At 67.0% G+C, this 15125-nt stretch carries 14 protein-coding genes; 7 read left to right on the top strand and 7 right to left on the bottom strand.

Annotated elements, in window-relative coordinates; genetic code table 11:
* Positions 1–8: 8 nt before the first annotated feature.
* Positions 9–1730 carry a CAP domain-containing protein gene (locus AC5RT3_RS15560; RefSeq protein ID WP_494124612.1) on the bottom strand — a complete coding sequence of 574 codons (1722 nt, stop codon included), beginning with the start codon at positions 1728–1730 and terminating at the stop codon, positions 9–11.
* 134 nt (positions 1731–1864) lie between these two features.
* Here AC5RT3_RS15560 and dcd point away from each other — a divergent pair, with 134 nt between their 5' ends.
* The gene (gene dcd, locus AC5RT3_RS15555) at positions 1865–2440 is read left to right on the top strand and encodes a dCTP deaminase (RefSeq protein WP_494053031.1); all 576 of its coding nucleotides are present in this window, start codon (positions 1865–1867) and stop codon (positions 2438–2440) included.
* A 12-nt stretch (positions 2441–2452) separates the two neighbouring features.
* On the opposite strand, the gene AC5RT3_RS15550 is transcribed toward dcd, so the two are convergent.
* The 6 genes from AC5RT3_RS15550 to AC5RT3_RS15525 form a co-directional block, all read right to left on the bottom strand.
* Positions 2453–3634 (bottom strand): cation:proton antiporter, encoded by a 1182-nt coding sequence (locus AC5RT3_RS15550; RefSeq protein WP_494053032.1) that lies wholly within the window; start codon positions 3632–3634, stop codon positions 2453–2455.
* Between the two features lie 5 nt (positions 3635–3639).
* The gene (locus AC5RT3_RS15545; RefSeq protein WP_494009878.1) at positions 3640–4122 is read right to left on the bottom strand and encodes a cation:proton antiporter regulatory subunit; all 483 of its coding nucleotides are present in this window, start codon (positions 4120–4122) and stop codon (positions 3640–3642) included.
* A gap of 40 nt (positions 4123–4162) precedes the next feature.
* Complete coding sequence (locus AC5RT3_RS15540; RefSeq protein ID WP_494124611.1) at positions 4163–4897, bottom strand: cupin domain-containing protein; 735 nt, start codon at positions 4895–4897, stop codon at positions 4163–4165.
* A complete protein-coding gene (locus AC5RT3_RS15535; protein WP_494124610.1) occupies positions 4894–5871 on the bottom strand; it encodes a DUF6807 domain-containing protein in 978 nt (325 codons plus the stop codon). Before AC5RT3_RS15535 ends, AC5RT3_RS15540 begins: the two co-directional genes overlap by 4 nt.
* Entirely contained in the window at positions 5868–6968 is a 1101-nt protein-coding gene (locus tag AC5RT3_RS15530) for a Gfo/Idh/MocA family protein (protein WP_494053035.1), read from the bottom strand. Before AC5RT3_RS15530 ends, AC5RT3_RS15535 begins: the two co-directional genes overlap by 4 nt.
* 124 nt (positions 6969–7092) lie before the next feature.
* Positions 7093–8496: an MFS transporter gene (locus AC5RT3_RS15525; protein WP_494053036.1), complete on the bottom strand. Its 1404-nt coding sequence runs from the start codon at positions 8494–8496 to the stop codon at positions 7093–7095.
* Positions 8497–8689: 193 nt separating this feature from the next.
* Here AC5RT3_RS15525 and AC5RT3_RS15520 point away from each other — a divergent pair, with 193 nt between their 5' ends.
* Genes AC5RT3_RS15520 through mnhG form a run of 6 tightly spaced genes read left to right on the top strand, consistent with a single transcriptional unit; the run spans position 8690 to position 15124 of the window.
* Complete coding sequence (locus AC5RT3_RS15520; RefSeq protein ID WP_494124609.1) at positions 8690–11704, top strand: Na+/H+ antiporter subunit A; 3015 nt, start codon at positions 8690–8692, stop codon at positions 11702–11704.
* Complete coding sequence (locus AC5RT3_RS15515; protein WP_494124608.1) at positions 11701–12222, top strand: Na(+)/H(+) antiporter subunit C; 522 nt, start codon at positions 11701–11703, stop codon at positions 12220–12222. The genes AC5RT3_RS15520 and AC5RT3_RS15515 overlap by 4 nt, the downstream gene beginning before the upstream one ends.
* The gene (locus AC5RT3_RS15510) at positions 12219–13892 is read left to right on the top strand and encodes a Na+/H+ antiporter subunit D (RefSeq protein WP_494053039.1); all 1674 of its coding nucleotides are present in this window, start codon (positions 12219–12221) and stop codon (positions 13890–13892) included. Before AC5RT3_RS15515 ends, AC5RT3_RS15510 begins: the two co-directional genes overlap by 4 nt.
* Positions 13889–14434: a Na+/H+ antiporter subunit E gene (locus AC5RT3_RS15505; RefSeq protein ID WP_494053040.1), complete on the top strand. Its 546-nt coding sequence runs from the start codon at positions 13889–13891 to the stop codon at positions 14432–14434. Before AC5RT3_RS15510 ends, AC5RT3_RS15505 begins: the two co-directional genes overlap by 4 nt.
* Positions 14431–14709: an MrpF/PhaF family protein gene (locus AC5RT3_RS15500; protein WP_494053041.1), complete on the top strand. Its 279-nt coding sequence runs from the start codon at positions 14431–14433 to the stop codon at positions 14707–14709. The genes AC5RT3_RS15505 and AC5RT3_RS15500 overlap by 4 nt, the downstream gene beginning before the upstream one ends.
* Complete coding sequence (mnhG, locus tag AC5RT3_RS15495; RefSeq protein WP_494053042.1) at positions 14699–15124, top strand: monovalent cation/H(+) antiporter subunit G; 426 nt, start codon at positions 14699–14701, stop codon at positions 15122–15124. The genes AC5RT3_RS15500 and mnhG overlap by 11 nt, the downstream gene beginning before the upstream one ends.
* The last annotated feature ends 1 nt before the right edge of the window (position 15125 follow it).

Here is a 15125-nt window from a genome sequence, read left to right as displayed (position 1 = left end):
GCCCCGGCCTACTGGGCCAGCCGCTGGCCGGTCCAAGGCCCGGCAATGTTCGACGCCGAGGCAAGGCTTCCGCCGGTCAGGTCCCAGTACTGCACTACGTCGCCTGCTCGGCGCAGAGCCACGCCTGCCGAGTTGAGCCCGGTCACGTCCCGTAGTGCTTTCACCCCCGTGGCGTCCTGCCAGCCGGTGGCAACTGTGGGCCGTGCTTCGGCGCGCAGCGCAGTGGTTCCCCAGCCGCGGTACAGCAGGACCGCTCCGTCGGTACGGATGGCCAGCAGGTCCTGGAAGCCGTCGGCATCGTAATCGACCATGGCCAGCCTGCCGGCAGGAAGCCCGCTGGCCACCAGGGTCCGAGCGGCGAGGTCGCCGGTGCCCTTGTTGGGATACAGGTAGAGGTTTCCGGCGGCATCCCGTGCCAGGATCTGGGGCATCCGGTTATTGGCGCACCAGCCGCCCACGGCCAGGGTCAGGGTGTCCCACCCGCCGGAGCCGAGGGTGGCCGGCGCTTGGAACCCGCCGGTGGCAATGCCCCGGTGCAAAGTCAGGTTGCCGTTGGTCCATTGGGTGAGCAGGTCATAGGCGCCGTCGCGGTCCCAGTCCGTGACGAAGACTTCCTTGGCGCCGGAGAAGCCGGAGCCGATGACCTTTGCGGCAGCGTAGGCACGGGCACCCAGGGAGGCGCGGCGGAGGAGTTGCCCCGCGGAGTCGACTGTGACAAGGTCGCCGGGGCCCGTGATGGCAGCGGCGGACAGGTCCAGTGTTGGCGGCATGTGCCGTACCGTGGCATCACACATGGTGGGAGCGGGAGGCGGCAGGGCGGCGCCGTCACCGCCGGTGGCACCACCGGGCGAGTTGACGGTACCTGCCGGAAGCGTGGTGTAACCGAAGAAGTTCACCACGCCCCAGATCTTGTAGGTGCGGTCGGTGTAGGAGATGCCGGCCCCCATCACGTTGAACCGGGGGTCGAGCAGCATGGCATTGTGGCCGGGGGAGCCCTTCCACCACTCCACCAGCAGTGCGGCATCGCGGTCCGTGCGGATGGCGATGACCTCACCGGCGCCGTTGTTGGGATTCATGGCGCGGGGATCGGTCCAGAAGTTGGCACGGTGCTCAATGACCTCGCGTGAGGCAATGTTGTCCGACCATTCCTGGGCCAGTCCCGCCACTGTGGGGTGGTACTTCACCGGCGCCAGGCCTTTGGATACGCGGTACTCGTTGATCCGGTTGAAGACCGTGAGGATCGCTGCTGAGTTGTCATCCCGCACCAGGGCTTCAGGACTCGGCGCGGCAAGCATGGATTCGGGGGCGGGCAGCACCGGTGCGGGCTTCCCCAGTTCCTCATCCGGTGCCCACAGCGGCGGGATCCACGGAACTTCCGGGGCCGTCTCCGACGTGCCGGCGGCAGTGGCCTGGGACGTCACGGGCTCTGGGACCGGGACCGTCCCCGCGGGGGCGGGGGCGGGGGCCTCCGGGGCAGGTGATGCGGTGGCCGGAGACGCCGGACGGATCTCCGGTTCCACGGCAGGGGTGAGCGGGGATCCTGCTGGGGGGTCGCCAGCAGAGCCCGCTCCGCCGTCGTGCAGTGCAGGCTCCAGCAAGACACTCCGCGGACCGGCGGCGACAGCAGAGTCGTTGGTCCGAAGCGGCGCGGAGAGCGTGCCTGCTGACGAGGAGACCAGCGCCAGGGCGCAGAGCACGCCAATGAAAGAGGGCGCTACCAATTTATTCACAACATCCCCAGCTCTGTTGGGCCATCCGGGAGACCATCCGGCGCCTGAGTACCTTAGGCAACATTAGCCCCATGAGGCCACAGCAACAACGGAAAAAATATTAGTGTGGATAAGCCATACGGTAATTTGGGACGGTGCTGATCTCTGACCGCGATATTCGTGCCGAAATTGACTCCCAGCGGATCGTGCTGGAACCCTACGACTCGGCGATGGTGCAGCCGTCGTCCGTGGACGTGCGGATCGACAAGTTCTTCCGGCTGTTCGACAACCACAAGTACGCGCACATCGACCCCGCACAGGAGCAGCCTGAGTTGACCCGGCTGGTGGAAGTTGAAGAGGACGAAGCCTTCATCCTGCACCCGGGCGAGTTCGTCCTGGGCTCCACCTACGAAACCGTCACGCTGCCGGACGATATTGCAGCCCGGCTGGAGGGCAAGTCCTCGCTGGGCCGGCTGGGCCTGCTGACGCACTCCACCGCCGGATTCATTGACCCCGGCTTCTCAGGACACGTCACCCTTGAGCTGTCCAACATGGCCACGCTGCCCATCAAGCTGTGGCCGGGCATGAAGATCGGGCAGCTGTGCTTTTTCCGGCTGACATCTTCCGCGGAGTATCCCTACGGCCAGGGCGAGTACGGAAACCGCTACCAGGGCCAGCGAGGCCCCACCGCCAGCCGCAGCCACCTGAACTTCCACCGCACCACCATCTAGCGGGAAACGCACTTAGGCCTTCGCCGGAACGCCTTTTTGGCCCCCTGCTGCACCAACAAGCGGTTCGACATAGCGCGCAGCCAGCGGCCCCAGCACGGCCATGATCAGCACGTAGGCCGTGGCCAGGGCCGCAAGTTCATTCGGTACCGCTCCCGAAGCCACCGCCAGGCCTGCGATCACGATCGAGAACTCGCCGCGGGCAATCAGCGCTGCTCCGGCGCGGAAGCGGCCGCGCCGCGCAATGCCCGCACGCTTCGCGGCCCAGACGCCCGTGACCATCTTGGTGGCGGCGGTGGTGACAGCCAGCACCAGGGCCCAGCCCAGCACGGGCGGGATGGATGTCGGGTCCGTGTTGAGCCCGAACGCCACAAAGAAAATCGCTGCGAACAGGTCTCGCAGCGGTTCCAGGATGCGGGTGGCGTTATGGGCGGTGGCGCCGGAAATAGCAATGCCGAGCAGGAACGCTCCCACCGCGGCGGATACCTGCATGGCCGAAGCGACGCCGGCCACGAGCAGTGCTGCGCCAAGGAGGTTCAGGAGGAACACTTCCGAGTTCTCGCTGTGCACGGCCCTGGAGACGTGATGCCCGTGCCGCAGCGCAACCATGAGAACCACGCTCACGACTGCAAGTGCGATGCCCACACTGGTGAGCCCGCCGAGGAAACTGACCCCGGCCAGGATGGTGGTCAGCACAGGCAGGTAGACGGCCATGGCCAGGTCTTCGAACACCAGGATGGACAGCACGACGGGCGTTTCGCGGTTGCCCAGCCGGCCGAGATCGGTGATGACCTTGGCCGCGATTCCCGATGAAGAGATGTAGGTGACGCCGCCCAGCACCATGGCGCCCACTCCGCCCCAGCCCAGCAGGTAGGCCAGCGCGGCCCCGGGCAGGAAGTTCAGGACCAGATCGAGCACACCGCCCTGCCAGGAGCGGCGCAGGCCAGTGAAGAGCTCCGTCGCCGTATATTCCAATCCGAGCATAAGCAGCAGCAGGATTACGCCGATTTCGCTGCTGACATGCGCAAATTCTTGCATGCCTTCGAGCTTGACGATGCCGCCCGCGCCGAAGGCGAGCCCGCCCAGGAGGTACAGCGGGATGGGAGACATTCCGATCCGTCCGGCCAGCCTGGCCAACAGGCCGAGGCAGAACACAACGGCCCCCAGTTCGATGAGGGTCAGGGCCAGCGGGTCCACAGGACTCAGCCGTGGCGCAGGATATCGGCCGCCGTGTCGAGGCCTTCCTGGGTTCCGACTGCTATCAGCAGGTCTCCGGTGTGGAGGACGACGTCGGGTCCCGGCGAAGGGAGCACCTCACCTTCACGCATGATGGCAACGATGGAGACACCGCAGCGCGTACGGATGCACGCCTTCCCCATGGGCTGGTTCTGGAACGGGGAGTCCGGAGCAATCGAGAACTGCCGGGTCACAATTCCGGGGACGTCCTTGTGCTCTTCGGTCAGCTTCATGGCCAGATGCTGCCCGCCCAGGAGATTGCCCAGGGTGGCGGCTTCATCACTGGTCAGCGGAATGGACGCCTGGCAGGTATCGGGATCGTCCCAGGTTGAGATGATCAGTTCCGTCTGACCCTCGCGCAGCTCCACCACGCCGATCCGGCGGCCGGAGGCTGTCATGAAATCCTTCCGCAGGCCCAGGCCCGGAAGGTTGGTCTCATCCACGTTCATGGTCCAAGCCTAGTCTTCCGGGGAGGCTCATGGGGTGCGGTCAGACCACCCGGGAGTCCTCCCAGGTTGTGAGCCTGCCGCACATGCCGTACCCCTCGCCCGGGCGCGGGACCGCAGAGGCCACTGCAGCCTGGGCCATGGGCGCGGCGGACCCTTCCGCCAGCTGGTCCAGCGCCCGCCCAGTGGCATCCGCCTGCTTCCGGACCGTGTCCTCCCAGATCTGCTGCCAGCGCCCGACGCGCGGACGGACGAGCGCCGCCGCGGCGCGGTGGAAATCGGCCAGGGCTTTCGGGCCGTCGCGCAGTACCGCCACATGCAGTTCGGCGTATCCTTCCAACGCAAGGTCCCGCCGGGCGCGGGCAGCCGCGGCCATGGCGGCGGGGTCCAGCCCGCGCGGAAGGATAGCCTGCTGCGCATACTCCGCTGGATCCGCCAGGATATGGCCGGGGAAGGTCAGGACTGCGTCGCCGGATTCCGGCAGTCCCGCATTGGACATGATGACGGTGAGGGTGAGCCCGTCCGTGTTGACCAGCCGGTGCACGGTGCCCGGACTGAACCAGAGCAATGATCCGGCCGCCAGGTCATATTCCTCCGCCCCGGACATCGAGATGGTGTGGACCTGGCCCGTGCCGCCGGTGACTATGTAGGCCTCGGAGGACACCGTGTGGAGGTGCGGCGAGCCTCCGCACAGCCCGTCAGCGGACTCCCAGTCATAGACCCGGAGCCCGGTGACGGCCGTTCCGCCCGGGAAACCGGGCACGCCGGCGCCGGTCACCGGTGCATCCCCCCGGTGCCGCGAGCGAGGAGTTCCTGCGCCCCGAGTGCCAGGTCTTCGGCCCGGCGGGCATCGGATGCACCGTCGGCGACCACCACGGCATACCGGAAGCGGAGGGTGGCGCCGGCCTCGAACAGGACTTCCTCGCTGAAGAAGGGCGCCGGACCCATGCATGCGAAGGGCTCGGACCGGGCAAACCACTCCGGTTCCGGGTGGCCGCTGGCGGGATCGTCAACCATGACCAGCGTGGAGAAACGGCAGGTTTCATCGTGCTGCCCCACGAACGCGAGCCAGGGTGCCCGCCGGCCGCGCAGCCCTTCCCCGGTGGCACCGCCGGGTCCGAGGACCGTTCCCCCCGTGAAGGACCGGGGCCCGCGCCAGAACAGGCCGCCATAGCCGGCATTTTCCCGCCCTTCCGTGGTGGGGGAGCCAATGTGGATTGCGTCGCCGGAAACGTTGGTCATGGCCGTTTCGAAGATGAGGGCGTAGCTGCTGTCCGCCCCTGGCACCACGCTGAAAGACCTCTCCTCCTCCACCACCAGGGAGCCTTGCTGGCTGATCCAGCGAAGGTCATGGGCGAAACGGAACGTCCCGCCGTCGTCCGTTGCCTGCCGCAGCTCACGGTGCCGCATGGCGCCGTTGTTGGGCAGCCACTGGTACTCCTGCCCCCGCCGGTAGCTTGGCCCGCCCCAGAAATTGTCGGCGCCAAGGTGCGGCAGGGACCAGGCGATGCCTTTGTGCCATACATGGTCGTGCGGCCGGTAAATGCTCACCAGGTCCCCGCTGCGTGTCCGGACCGGATGGAAATACGGCCTGGGGGACTCTTCCTGCGGGTCATCGGCCACGTAGGTATACGTGAGGACGTCCGCGCCGTCCAGGGAGACCGCTACCGCGGCGCCGTCGTCGGTCCAACTGAACCGGGTGCCGGTAGACGCGGAGGGTGTGCCGGCCGCGGGTTCTGCAGTGGTGCTCATGCGGTGCTCTTTTCCAGTTTCCAGGGTTGCAGCCGGCCGTCGGCGCGGTCGAAGAACGGGTTTCCATCGGTGATGTCGCCCCTGCGCACGGTCTGGCCGGTGATGGCTGAGGCGTAGATCGCGGCGGCCAGCTCCATGGTGGGATAGGCCTCGGCGAGGGTGACCGGGGGAACTTTCCCGGCCCTGACGGCGTCGATGATGTGCTCGTACTGTGCGGGATGCCCGCTCGGAGTGCCCGGGGAACCGTCCGCCCATTGGGCGGCCAGGTGCTCCTGGCCTGGCGCGGGCGTGAAGCGCCAGTGCGCATTGTCATAGCCGTAGAGGTGCTCGAGTTCCACGGTGGCATGATCGTAGTCGAACCGGAGCTGGGACGTTTCCCGGGGCGAGATCACGGAGTTGATGACCGTGCTCAATGCACCGGATTCAAATCGGACGATGGCGGTGGACACGTCTTCGGTTTCCGTCCGGCGGGCAAGGCGCCCGGCGAACGCAGTGACTTCCTGCCAGGGGCCCCAAAGGTGGAGCAGCAGGTCGAACTGGTGGATGCCGTGGCCCATGGTGGGTCCGCCGCCTTCCACGTCCCACAGGCCGCGCCAGGGCACGTCGAAGTATTCCTGGTTGCGGAACCAGAGCGTGTTGCAGAACCCGGTGAGGGCATTCCCCAGGGCGCCCGATTCCTGAAGCGCAGCCAGCTTGCGCGCGCCGCTGCCGAAACGGTGCTGGAAGATGCAGCTGACATGCTTGCCCGATGCAGACTCGGCGTCCTGCAGTTCACGCATCTGCCGGAGCGACAGGGCCGGCGGCTTTTCCAGCACCACATTCAGGCCTAGCGCCAGTGCCTCCAGGGCCAGGCAGGCATGCGACGACGGCGGGGTACAGACCGCCACCAGGTCCAGTCCGGCGTCGGCCGCCACAGCCAGGCTCGGCGCCGTGGCGGGTACATGCCATTTGTCCGCGAAGGCGGCAACACGGCCCGGGTCGATATCGACTGCTACCGCCAGCTCCGCTCCTGCCAGCTGCAGGGCTTCGGCGTGCGCATTGGCAATGCCGCCGGTGCCGATGATGCCGGCACGGGGGCGGGAAGGGGATGGTCCCACAGGACGGTCTCCTCGTTGAGAAAGGTTTGGAGGTAAGTTATCGATCACTAAATTATGTGAACGATAACAGGGGTACGTCAAGAGGTTTGCTCAAGTAGGCAAAGAGAGGCCGCGAAATACGGGGTCAGGCCGCCGGAACAACCGCGATGGGCGCCTTGTCCGGTGATTTCACCGGCAGCAGGACCAGCAGTCCGGCCAGGAGGACCACCATGATGCCCAGGATTCCCCAGCGCTGGGCTTCCCCGGCGGGAACCAGGGGTGTGGCAATGGCGATGCAGAGGGTGAACAGGGCTGGAGCCAGGAAGCTGACGGCGCGGCCGGTGGTGGCGTACAGGCCGAACAGCTCGCCCGACTCGCCGTGCGGTGCCAGGCGCGCCAGGTATGCCCGAGACGAGGACTGGGCGGGGCCCACGAACAGGCAGAGGAAGAGGCCGAACACCCAGAACGTGGTGCTGCCGGGCCAGGGCATGCCAAAGAAGACATACTCGCCGTTGCCAAGGACCAGGATCACGGTGCCCGCAGCCAGCAGGCCGAGCAGGGAACCGATGATGACGGCTTTCGGGCCCACCCGGTCATCCAGGAATCCGCCGATCACGGCCCCGACCGCCGCCACCACATTCCCGAAGATCGCGAAGAAGATGACCTGGGAGAGTTCGAAACCGAAGGTGCCCGCCGCGATGATCCCGCCGAACGTAAAGACGGCGGCAAGCCCGTCGCGGAACACGGCGCTGGCCAGCAGGAAGTAGATGGTGTGCGGGCTGGTGGCATAGATGGCCTTGATCCGCCGGACCAGCAGCCCGTAGCTGGCCAGGAAACCGAGTTTGCTGGCCTCGCCTGTGCGGGGCAGTTCGGGGACGGCGAACAGCACGGGCAGGGCGAAAATGAAGAACCACAGGGCTGAGAAGACAGCCACCAGCCGGATATTCAGGCTGTCCTCGGTGGACGCGCCGAACCACTCGAAACTGGGCTGGACGAACAACTGCAGGACGGCCAGCAGCGCCACGATCCCGCCGAGGTAGCCCGCCCCCCAGCCAAAGCCGCTGACCCTGCCAATGTTCCGGGGCGTGGAAATCTGGGCGAGCATGGCGTTGTAGTTGACGCCGGCGAACTCGAAGAAGATGTTTCCCAGGGCGATCAGGGATACACCCAGGAGCAGGAATTCGGGCCGCGGAAACACGAAGAAACACAGGGCGGTCAGGACGGCGACGGCCGCGGTGTTCACGCCGAGCCACAGCTTCCGCCGGCCGCCGGCATCGGAACGCTGCCCGGTCACCGGGGCCAGCAGGGCGATGGCCAGACCCGCCACGGTAAGGGCGCCGCCGAGTACGGCGGACGCCTGGTCTTCCCCGCCAAACGCGCTGGAGGTCAGGTACACGGTAAAGACGAAGGTTGTCATCACGGCGTTGAAGGCCGCCGAGCCCCAGTCCCAGGAAGCCCAGGCCAGGATCCTGCCCTTGTTGGAGGCGTGCTGGCCGGATTCAAGGTCCGAGGCCGGCTGCATGGCCCCCGGAGCGCTGGCGCTGTTCATACGATGCATCGTATCCGCCGAGGGCGAACAGGACGCGGACCCTGCCCCGGAATGCCGCGGGAGGCGGCGGCCATGCTACCCGACGCGGGACGGCGGGCAAAAGAGGCTTGATAAACTGCCTGTTCCCGAACCCTACTTTTTGCCGCCTGCTTTAACTTTTGACAATCGAATTCCTGACGTTGCGGAGAATCCAGTGATTACAGTCCTTGCCGTGCACTTTTCGGTGGCTGTCCTGGCGCCGCTTCTCTTCCGGGCCTGGGGCCGCAACGCGTTCTACGCCCTGGCTGTTGTTCCCGCAGTTTCCTTCGCCTGGCTCCTTTTCCAGCACGCCGCCGTCTACTCGGCAGCCGGTGCCGTGGCAGAGGTCTTTCCGTGGATTCCCGGCCTGCACCTCGAATTTGCGTTCCGTATGGATGCCCTGGCCTGGGTGATGTCGCTGCTGGTGCTGGGCGTCGGTTCCCTGGTTCTGGCCTACTGCGGGCGGTACTTCAAGCGGAAGGACCAGGATCTCGGAGCGTTCGGGGCCCAGCTCCTGGCCTTCGCCGGTGCCATGTTCGGCCTGGTGGTGGCGGATGACCTCCTGCTGCTGTTCATCTTCTGGGAGCTCACCACCATCCTGTCCTACCTCCTGATCGGCTTCGCCCGGACAAGGCTGGCAGCCCGCCGGTCCGCCCTGCAGGCCCTGATGGTCACCACGGCAGGCGGCCTGGCCATGCTGGTGGGCCTGATCATTCTGGGCCACGCCGCCGGCACGTACCGCATCTCCGCGGTCCTGGACCAGGCTCCCGCCCTGGCGGGCGGAGCGTCCGGCTCCATGGTGGGCGCCGCCGTCGTGCTCATCCTGGTCGGTGCGATCACCAAGTCGGCGCTGGTGCCCTTCCACTTCTGGCTTCCCGGAGCCATGGCGGCCCCCACTCCCGTCAGCGCATACCTGCATGCCGCAGCGATGGTGAAAGCCGGCATCTACCTGGTGGCGCGGCTCGCGCCGGGCTTCGCCGAAGCGGCGCACTGGCAGCCAGTGGTGCTGGGCCTGGGCCTGGCCACCATGCTGGTGGGCGGCTACCGCGCGCTCCGCCAGGCAGACATCAAGCTCATCCTCGCGTACGGGACCGTCAGCCAGCTGGGGTTCCTCACCATGGTGGTGGGGCTCGGCACCCCCGACGCCGCCCTGGCCGGCCTGGCTATGCTGCTGGCCCACGGCCTGTTCAAGGCCACCCTGTTCCTGGTGGTGGGCATCATCGACCACCAGTCCGGCACCCGCGACGTCGGGAAGCTTTCCGGCGTCTTCCGGTCGTCCCGCGCCCTGGGCATCGTGGCTGGCATCGGTGCCGCGTCGATGGCAGGCGTTCCACTGCTGGCCGGTTTTGTTGCGAAGGAATCGGTGCTGGAGGCCTTTGTGCACCATGCCGAAGACCCCGCCGCGGGACCGTGGGGAGCGGTGGTCCTGGCTGGGCTCGTCCTGGGATCCATCCTCACGTTCGCTTATAGCGCACGCTTCATGTGGGGGGCGTTCGCCATGAAGCCGGGCGTGGAGCCCACCCCGTTCAAGGCCGTCCGGCCGTCCTTCCTTGCCGCGCCCGCCATCCTCAGCCTCCTCACTATTGTGTACGGGCTCTGGCCCGTCCCCGTGGACGCCTGGCTCCAGCCCTACGCCGCACTCTTCGCATCCACCGCGCCCGACGCCGGCACCCCGGCTGAGCAGGCTGGGCACTTGGCGCTGTGGCATGGCTTCACCCCCGCACTTGGCCTGACGGCGCTCACCTTCGCGCTGGGCGTGGCCATGTTCTTCGGCCGGAACGCCGTCGCGCGGCTGCAGTCCCGGGTACCGGCCTGGGTGGATGCAGACCGCGCGTACCAGCTGACCATTGGCGCCCTCGACGACATCGCCGTCTGGGTCACCGGCCGCACCCAGCGCGGTTCGCTCTACTACTACCTGGCCGTCATCCTCAGTGTGGCGTTCGTGCTGCCCCTGGCCGCCATACTCGCCGCCCGCAAACCGCTTCCCGAGGGCCTCTACCTCGTGGATCCCGGATCGCCCCTCCAGCTCGTCGTGGGAGCCGGCATCGTGATCGGCGCCCTGGCCGCGGTCAAGGCGAACAAGCGCTTCCTGGCCGTCCTGATGGTGTCCGTCACCGGCTATGGCATTGCCCTGATGTTCGCCCTGCAGGGCGCTCCGGACTTGGCCCTCACCCAGATGCTGGTGGAAACCATCATCCTGGTGGCCTTCGTGCTGGCCATGCGCAGCCTGCCGGCCGAACTCCGTGACCGCACGGGCGGAAAGTACCGGGTGGTCCGCGTCCTCATCGGCCTGGGATTCGGCACCACTATGGTGTTCGCCGCCGTCTTCGCCATGGGAGCGCGCATCGCCACCCCCGTCTCGCGCCAGTTCCCGCAACTGGCCTATGAGGGCGGCGGCGGGATGAACATTGTGAATGTCACGCTCGTGGACATCAGGGCGTGGGACACCTTCGGCGAGATCACCGTGCTGGCGCTCGCGGCCACCGGTGTGGCAAGCCTGATCTTCATCCGCGGCCGGGGCGACAGGATTCTTTCGTCCGCATCTGTGGCCGAAGGATCCGTCGGGCGCCACCATGGCGTCGACCCCGGGAGCCGTGACGGCGCCGCCCTGGCCATCAGCAGGAAATTCGCTTCCGCCACCCGGGACGCCTGGCTGGTGGCCGGGCGGACCCTCGCGCCGGAGCGCCGGTCCATCATCTTCGAGGTGGTCACCCGCCTGGTCTTCCACTCCCTGGTGATCTTCTCGCTGTACCTGCTGCTGGCAGGCCATAACCTTCCTGGCGGCGGATTCGCGGGCGGCCTGACGGCCGGACTGGCCCTCACCATCCGCTACCTTGCAGGCGGCCGGTTCGAACTGCGGGAGGCAACCCCCGTCAGTGCAGGGGCGCTGCTGGGCATCGGGCTGGCCGTTGCCGCGGCCTCGGGCGCGGTGCCGCTCCTGCTGGGCGGCCAGGTATTCCAGACTGCCATCATCCAGTTCTGGCTGCCCGTGTTCGGTGACATCAAGTTCGTCACCTCCACCATCTTCGATATCGGCGTCTACATCGTGGTGGTGGGGCTGGTGCTTGACGTCCTGCGCAGCCTCGGCGCCGAAATCGACGAGCACTTCGAGGAGCGTGCCGCCGCTCCCGCCGAGGACCAGGAGCCGGACGGCATCCCGGCGGAAACCACAGCGAAGGGCAAGGCATGAACGTCAACCTGACCCTGCTGATCATCATGGGCGCCCTGTACGCCTGCGGAATCTACCTCATCCTCGAACGCAGCCTCACCCGCGTGCTGCTGGGGCTGATGCTGCTGGCCAATGCCACCAACCTGCTCCTCCTCGCCACCGGCGGATACGCAGGACTGGCTCCGCTGTACTCCAAGGACATCGCGGCCGAAGACTACAACGACCCCCTGCCCCAGGCGCTGATCCTGACCTCCATCGTCATCTCCTTCGCGGTGACCGCCTTCATGCTCGGCATCATCTACCGGACCTGGGTGCTTGCCCGGCGGGATGAGATCCAGGATGACGTGGAAGACCTCCGCGTCGCCGAAACCCCCAGCTTCGATGCCGAGGACGACGCCGAAATCCCGGCGGAAACCTCCGAGTTTCCGGTGGCAACCCTCGTGGCGGGCGGCCGTGAAATGCTCGCCGAGCACGCCGCCGCGGAAGAAAAACCCGGCTCCCCGAACTTCAGCCCCGGCCCGGAAGGAGGCGGAAAGTGAACATCGCAAGCTTCGCCCCGCTCGCCGTCGTACTTCCCATTTTGGGCGCTGCCCTGACCTTCATGCTGATCCGGCATTCCCGGGCTCAGCAGGCCGTCAGCATCGGCCTGCTGTCCCTGACCCTGCTGCTCGAATGCCTCCTGCTGGCCCACGTCTGGGACAGCGGGACGGTTGCGGTGACCATCGGAGGCTGGCTGCCGCCCTGGGGCATTGTGATGGTGGTGGACCAGTTCTCGTCGCTGATGCTGGTGGTCTCGTCCGCGGTGAGCCTGGCGGTGCTGGTGTACGCCACCGGCCAGGGCATGGCCGACGGCGACCATGACGCGCCGGTCTCGATCTTCCACCCCACCTACCTGATCCTGGTGGCCGGAGTGTCCAACGCCTTCCTCTCCGGCGACCTCTTCAACCTGTACGTCGGCTTCGAGATCCTGCTGACCGCGAGTTACGTGCTGATGACGCTCGGCGGCACGGGCCCCCGAATCCGGGCAGGCGTCACCTACGTGGTGGTGTCAGTGGTGTCCTCGGTGCTGTTCCTGATCTCCATCGCCATGGTGTACGGGGCCACCGGAACCGTGACCATGGCGGACCTCGCGCTCAAGCTCGGTGAACTGGACCAGGGCACCAGGACCCTCCTGCACGTGATGCTGCTGGTGGCATTCGGCATCAAGGCGGCCGTTTTCCCGCTGTCCTTCTGGCTGCCCGACTCCTACCCCACGGCCCCGGCCCCCGTCACCGCGGTGTTCGCCGGCCTGCTGACCAAAGTGGGCGTCTACGCGATGGTCCGGACGGAGACTTTGTTGTTCCCCGGGGACTCGCTGAACACGCCCCTGATGGTGGCGGCGCTGCTGACCATGGTGGTGGGCATCCTGGGTGCCCTGGCGCAGAGCGACATCAAGCGTCTCCTCTCCTTCACCCTGGTCAGCCACATCGGCTACATGGTGTTCGGGCTGGCAATGTCCTCGGTAGCGGGACTTGGTGCGGCGGTCTTCTACGTTGCCCACCACATCACCATCCAGACCAGCCTGTTCCTGGTGACCGGACTTATCGAACGCCGCGGCGGGAGCTCATCCGTGGACCGCCTGGGCGGACTGGCCAAGCTGTCGCCGCTCCTGGCGCTGCTGTTCTTCATCCCCGGCATGAACCTTGCCGGCATCCCGCCGTTCTCCGGGTTCCTGGGCAAGGTGGGGCTTCTGCAGGCCGGCATCGAACTGGGAACGCCCCTCGCCTACGCGCTTGTGATCGGCGGCGTCCTCACCAGCCTGCTGACGCTGCTGGCGGTGGCCAGGGTCTGGAACCGCGCCTTCTGGCGCCGGCCTTCCGACGCCGAGCATCCGGACCCGGTTCTGCTGGCCGAGCCGGACGAAGACGCCCAAGCGGATGGGCAGGTCCAGGGGGAAGCACACGAGGACGGCGGTGCCCGCCGGACCGGCATGCTGCTTACCTCCCGCACCAGTGCCGCCCGCTCCGCCACGCTGCTGCCGCGGACCATGGTGGGTTCCACGCTGGGGCTGGTGGCGCTGGGCGTGGCCCTCACTATTTTCGCCGGGCCGCTCTTTGGACTGTCCGACCGGGCCGCCGAGGACATGCTGGACCGGACCCCGTACATCCAGGCCGTCATGGGCGGGGACACCGTGGTGCCGCCCATCACTACCGCGGGAGGAGGACAATGAGCCGCCAACGCATCTCACTGCGCCAGGAACTGCCGCTCCTGGTGTGGCTGGTGATCGTCTGGGGTGCCCTGTGGCAGGACTTCAGCCCCGGCAACCTACTGTTCGGGGCGCTGCTGGCAGTCGCCGTCGCCCGGCTGTTCTACCTTCCGCCGGTGGAGCTCAGCGGCCGCTTCAACATCCTCTACGCCGTCCCGTTCGCCCTGATGTTCCTGGCCAAGGTTGTGGTGGCGAGTGCCCAGATCCTGCACCTGGCCGTTGTGCGGGGACCCAAGGTGACCAACGCCGTCGTCGCGGTGACGCTGCGCAGCCACCAGGACCTGATGGTCACCGCCACCGGACACGTCATATCCCTGATTCCCGGTTCCCTGGTGGTGGAGGTGGACCGGTCCACGTCCACCCTCTACCTGCACGCCATCAATATCAGCACCCCGGAGGACCTGGAAAACCTGCGCCAAGAAGTGAGGTCCATTGAGGCCGGACTGATCCGAATCATGGGCACGCGCGAAGAACTGGAAGCTGTCCGGATGGAGGCGGCCGCATGATGCAGGCAGTCCTGGCCGTCACGGCCGTCATCTTCTCCCTCGCCGCCGCCGGGGCCATCATCCGTATAGCGCGCGGACCTTCGCTGCTGGACCGCGTCCTCGCCGCCGACGTGCTGCTTGCCATCCTGGCTGGGGCGTTGTGCGTTGATATGGCAGTGAACCGGCACCTGAACAACCTGATGCTGGTGGTGGCCACCTCCGTCATTGGCTTCATCGGGTCCGTGACGGTGGCCCGGTTCGTGGCCGACCGGAGGGAGCAACCGAATGAGCCCTGATACGTGGAACTTCGACCTTGCAAGCGGTGACGGCTGGATCAACTTGCTGTCCGCCGTCTTCATGGTGGTGGGCGCCGTGATGTCCCTCGGCGCAGCCATTGGACTGCTGCGCTTTCCGGACCTGCTGAGCCGCATGCACGCCGCCACCAAGCCGCAGGTGCTGGGACTCTTCCTGCTGCTGGCGGCCATCGGGCTGCAGCTGCGGACCTGGTGGGTGTGGCCGGTGCTGCTGGTGGCCTGGATCTTCCAACTCCTCACGGTGCCCGTCTCGGCGCACATGGTGGGCCGCGCAGGCTACCGGACCAAGCACCTGCACCGCGAGCTGCTCACCTCCGACGAGCTGGAGGCCGTGGTGCAAAAAGCCGCCGCCAAGGCCGCCCGCGACGACGGCTCCGGCGACGGCCCTGAGCGCTAGC

The sequence above is a fragment of the Arthrobacter sp. Y3221159 genome, from assembly GCF_059089885.1.
The sequence above is the reverse complement of the archived record's forward strand: the minus strand, read 5'-3'. Positions and strand labels throughout refer to the sequence as shown.

What these genes read in the sequence shown, in the direction of transcription:
- AC5RT3_RS15545 (WP_494009878.1), bottom strand. Translation starts at nt 4,122, where the DNA reads ATGAACGTGGATGAGACCAACCTTCCGGGCCTGGGCCTGCGGAAGGAT.
- AC5RT3_RS15515 (WP_494124608.1), top strand. Translation starts at nt 11,701, where the DNA reads ATGAACGTCAACCTGACCCTGCTGATCATCATGGGCGCCCTGTACGCC.
- AC5RT3_RS15525 (WP_494053036.1), bottom strand. Translation starts at nt 8,496, where the DNA reads ATGAACAGCGCCAGCGCTCCGGGGGCCATGCAGCCGGCCTCGGACCTT.
- mnhG (WP_494053042.1), top strand. Translation starts at nt 14,699, where the DNA reads ATGAGCCCTGATACGTGGAACTTCGACCTTGCAAGCGGTGACGGCTGG.
- AC5RT3_RS15500 (WP_494053041.1), top strand. Translation starts at nt 14,431, where the DNA reads ATGATGCAGGCAGTCCTGGCCGTCACGGCCGTCATCTTCTCCCTCGCC.
- AC5RT3_RS15535 (WP_494124610.1), bottom strand. Translation starts at nt 5,871, where the DNA reads ATGAGCACCACTGCAGAACCCGCGGCCGGCACACCCTCCGCGTCTACC.
- AC5RT3_RS15505 (WP_494053040.1), top strand. Translation starts at nt 13,889, where the DNA reads ATGAGCCGCCAACGCATCTCACTGCGCCAGGAACTGCCGCTCCTGGTG.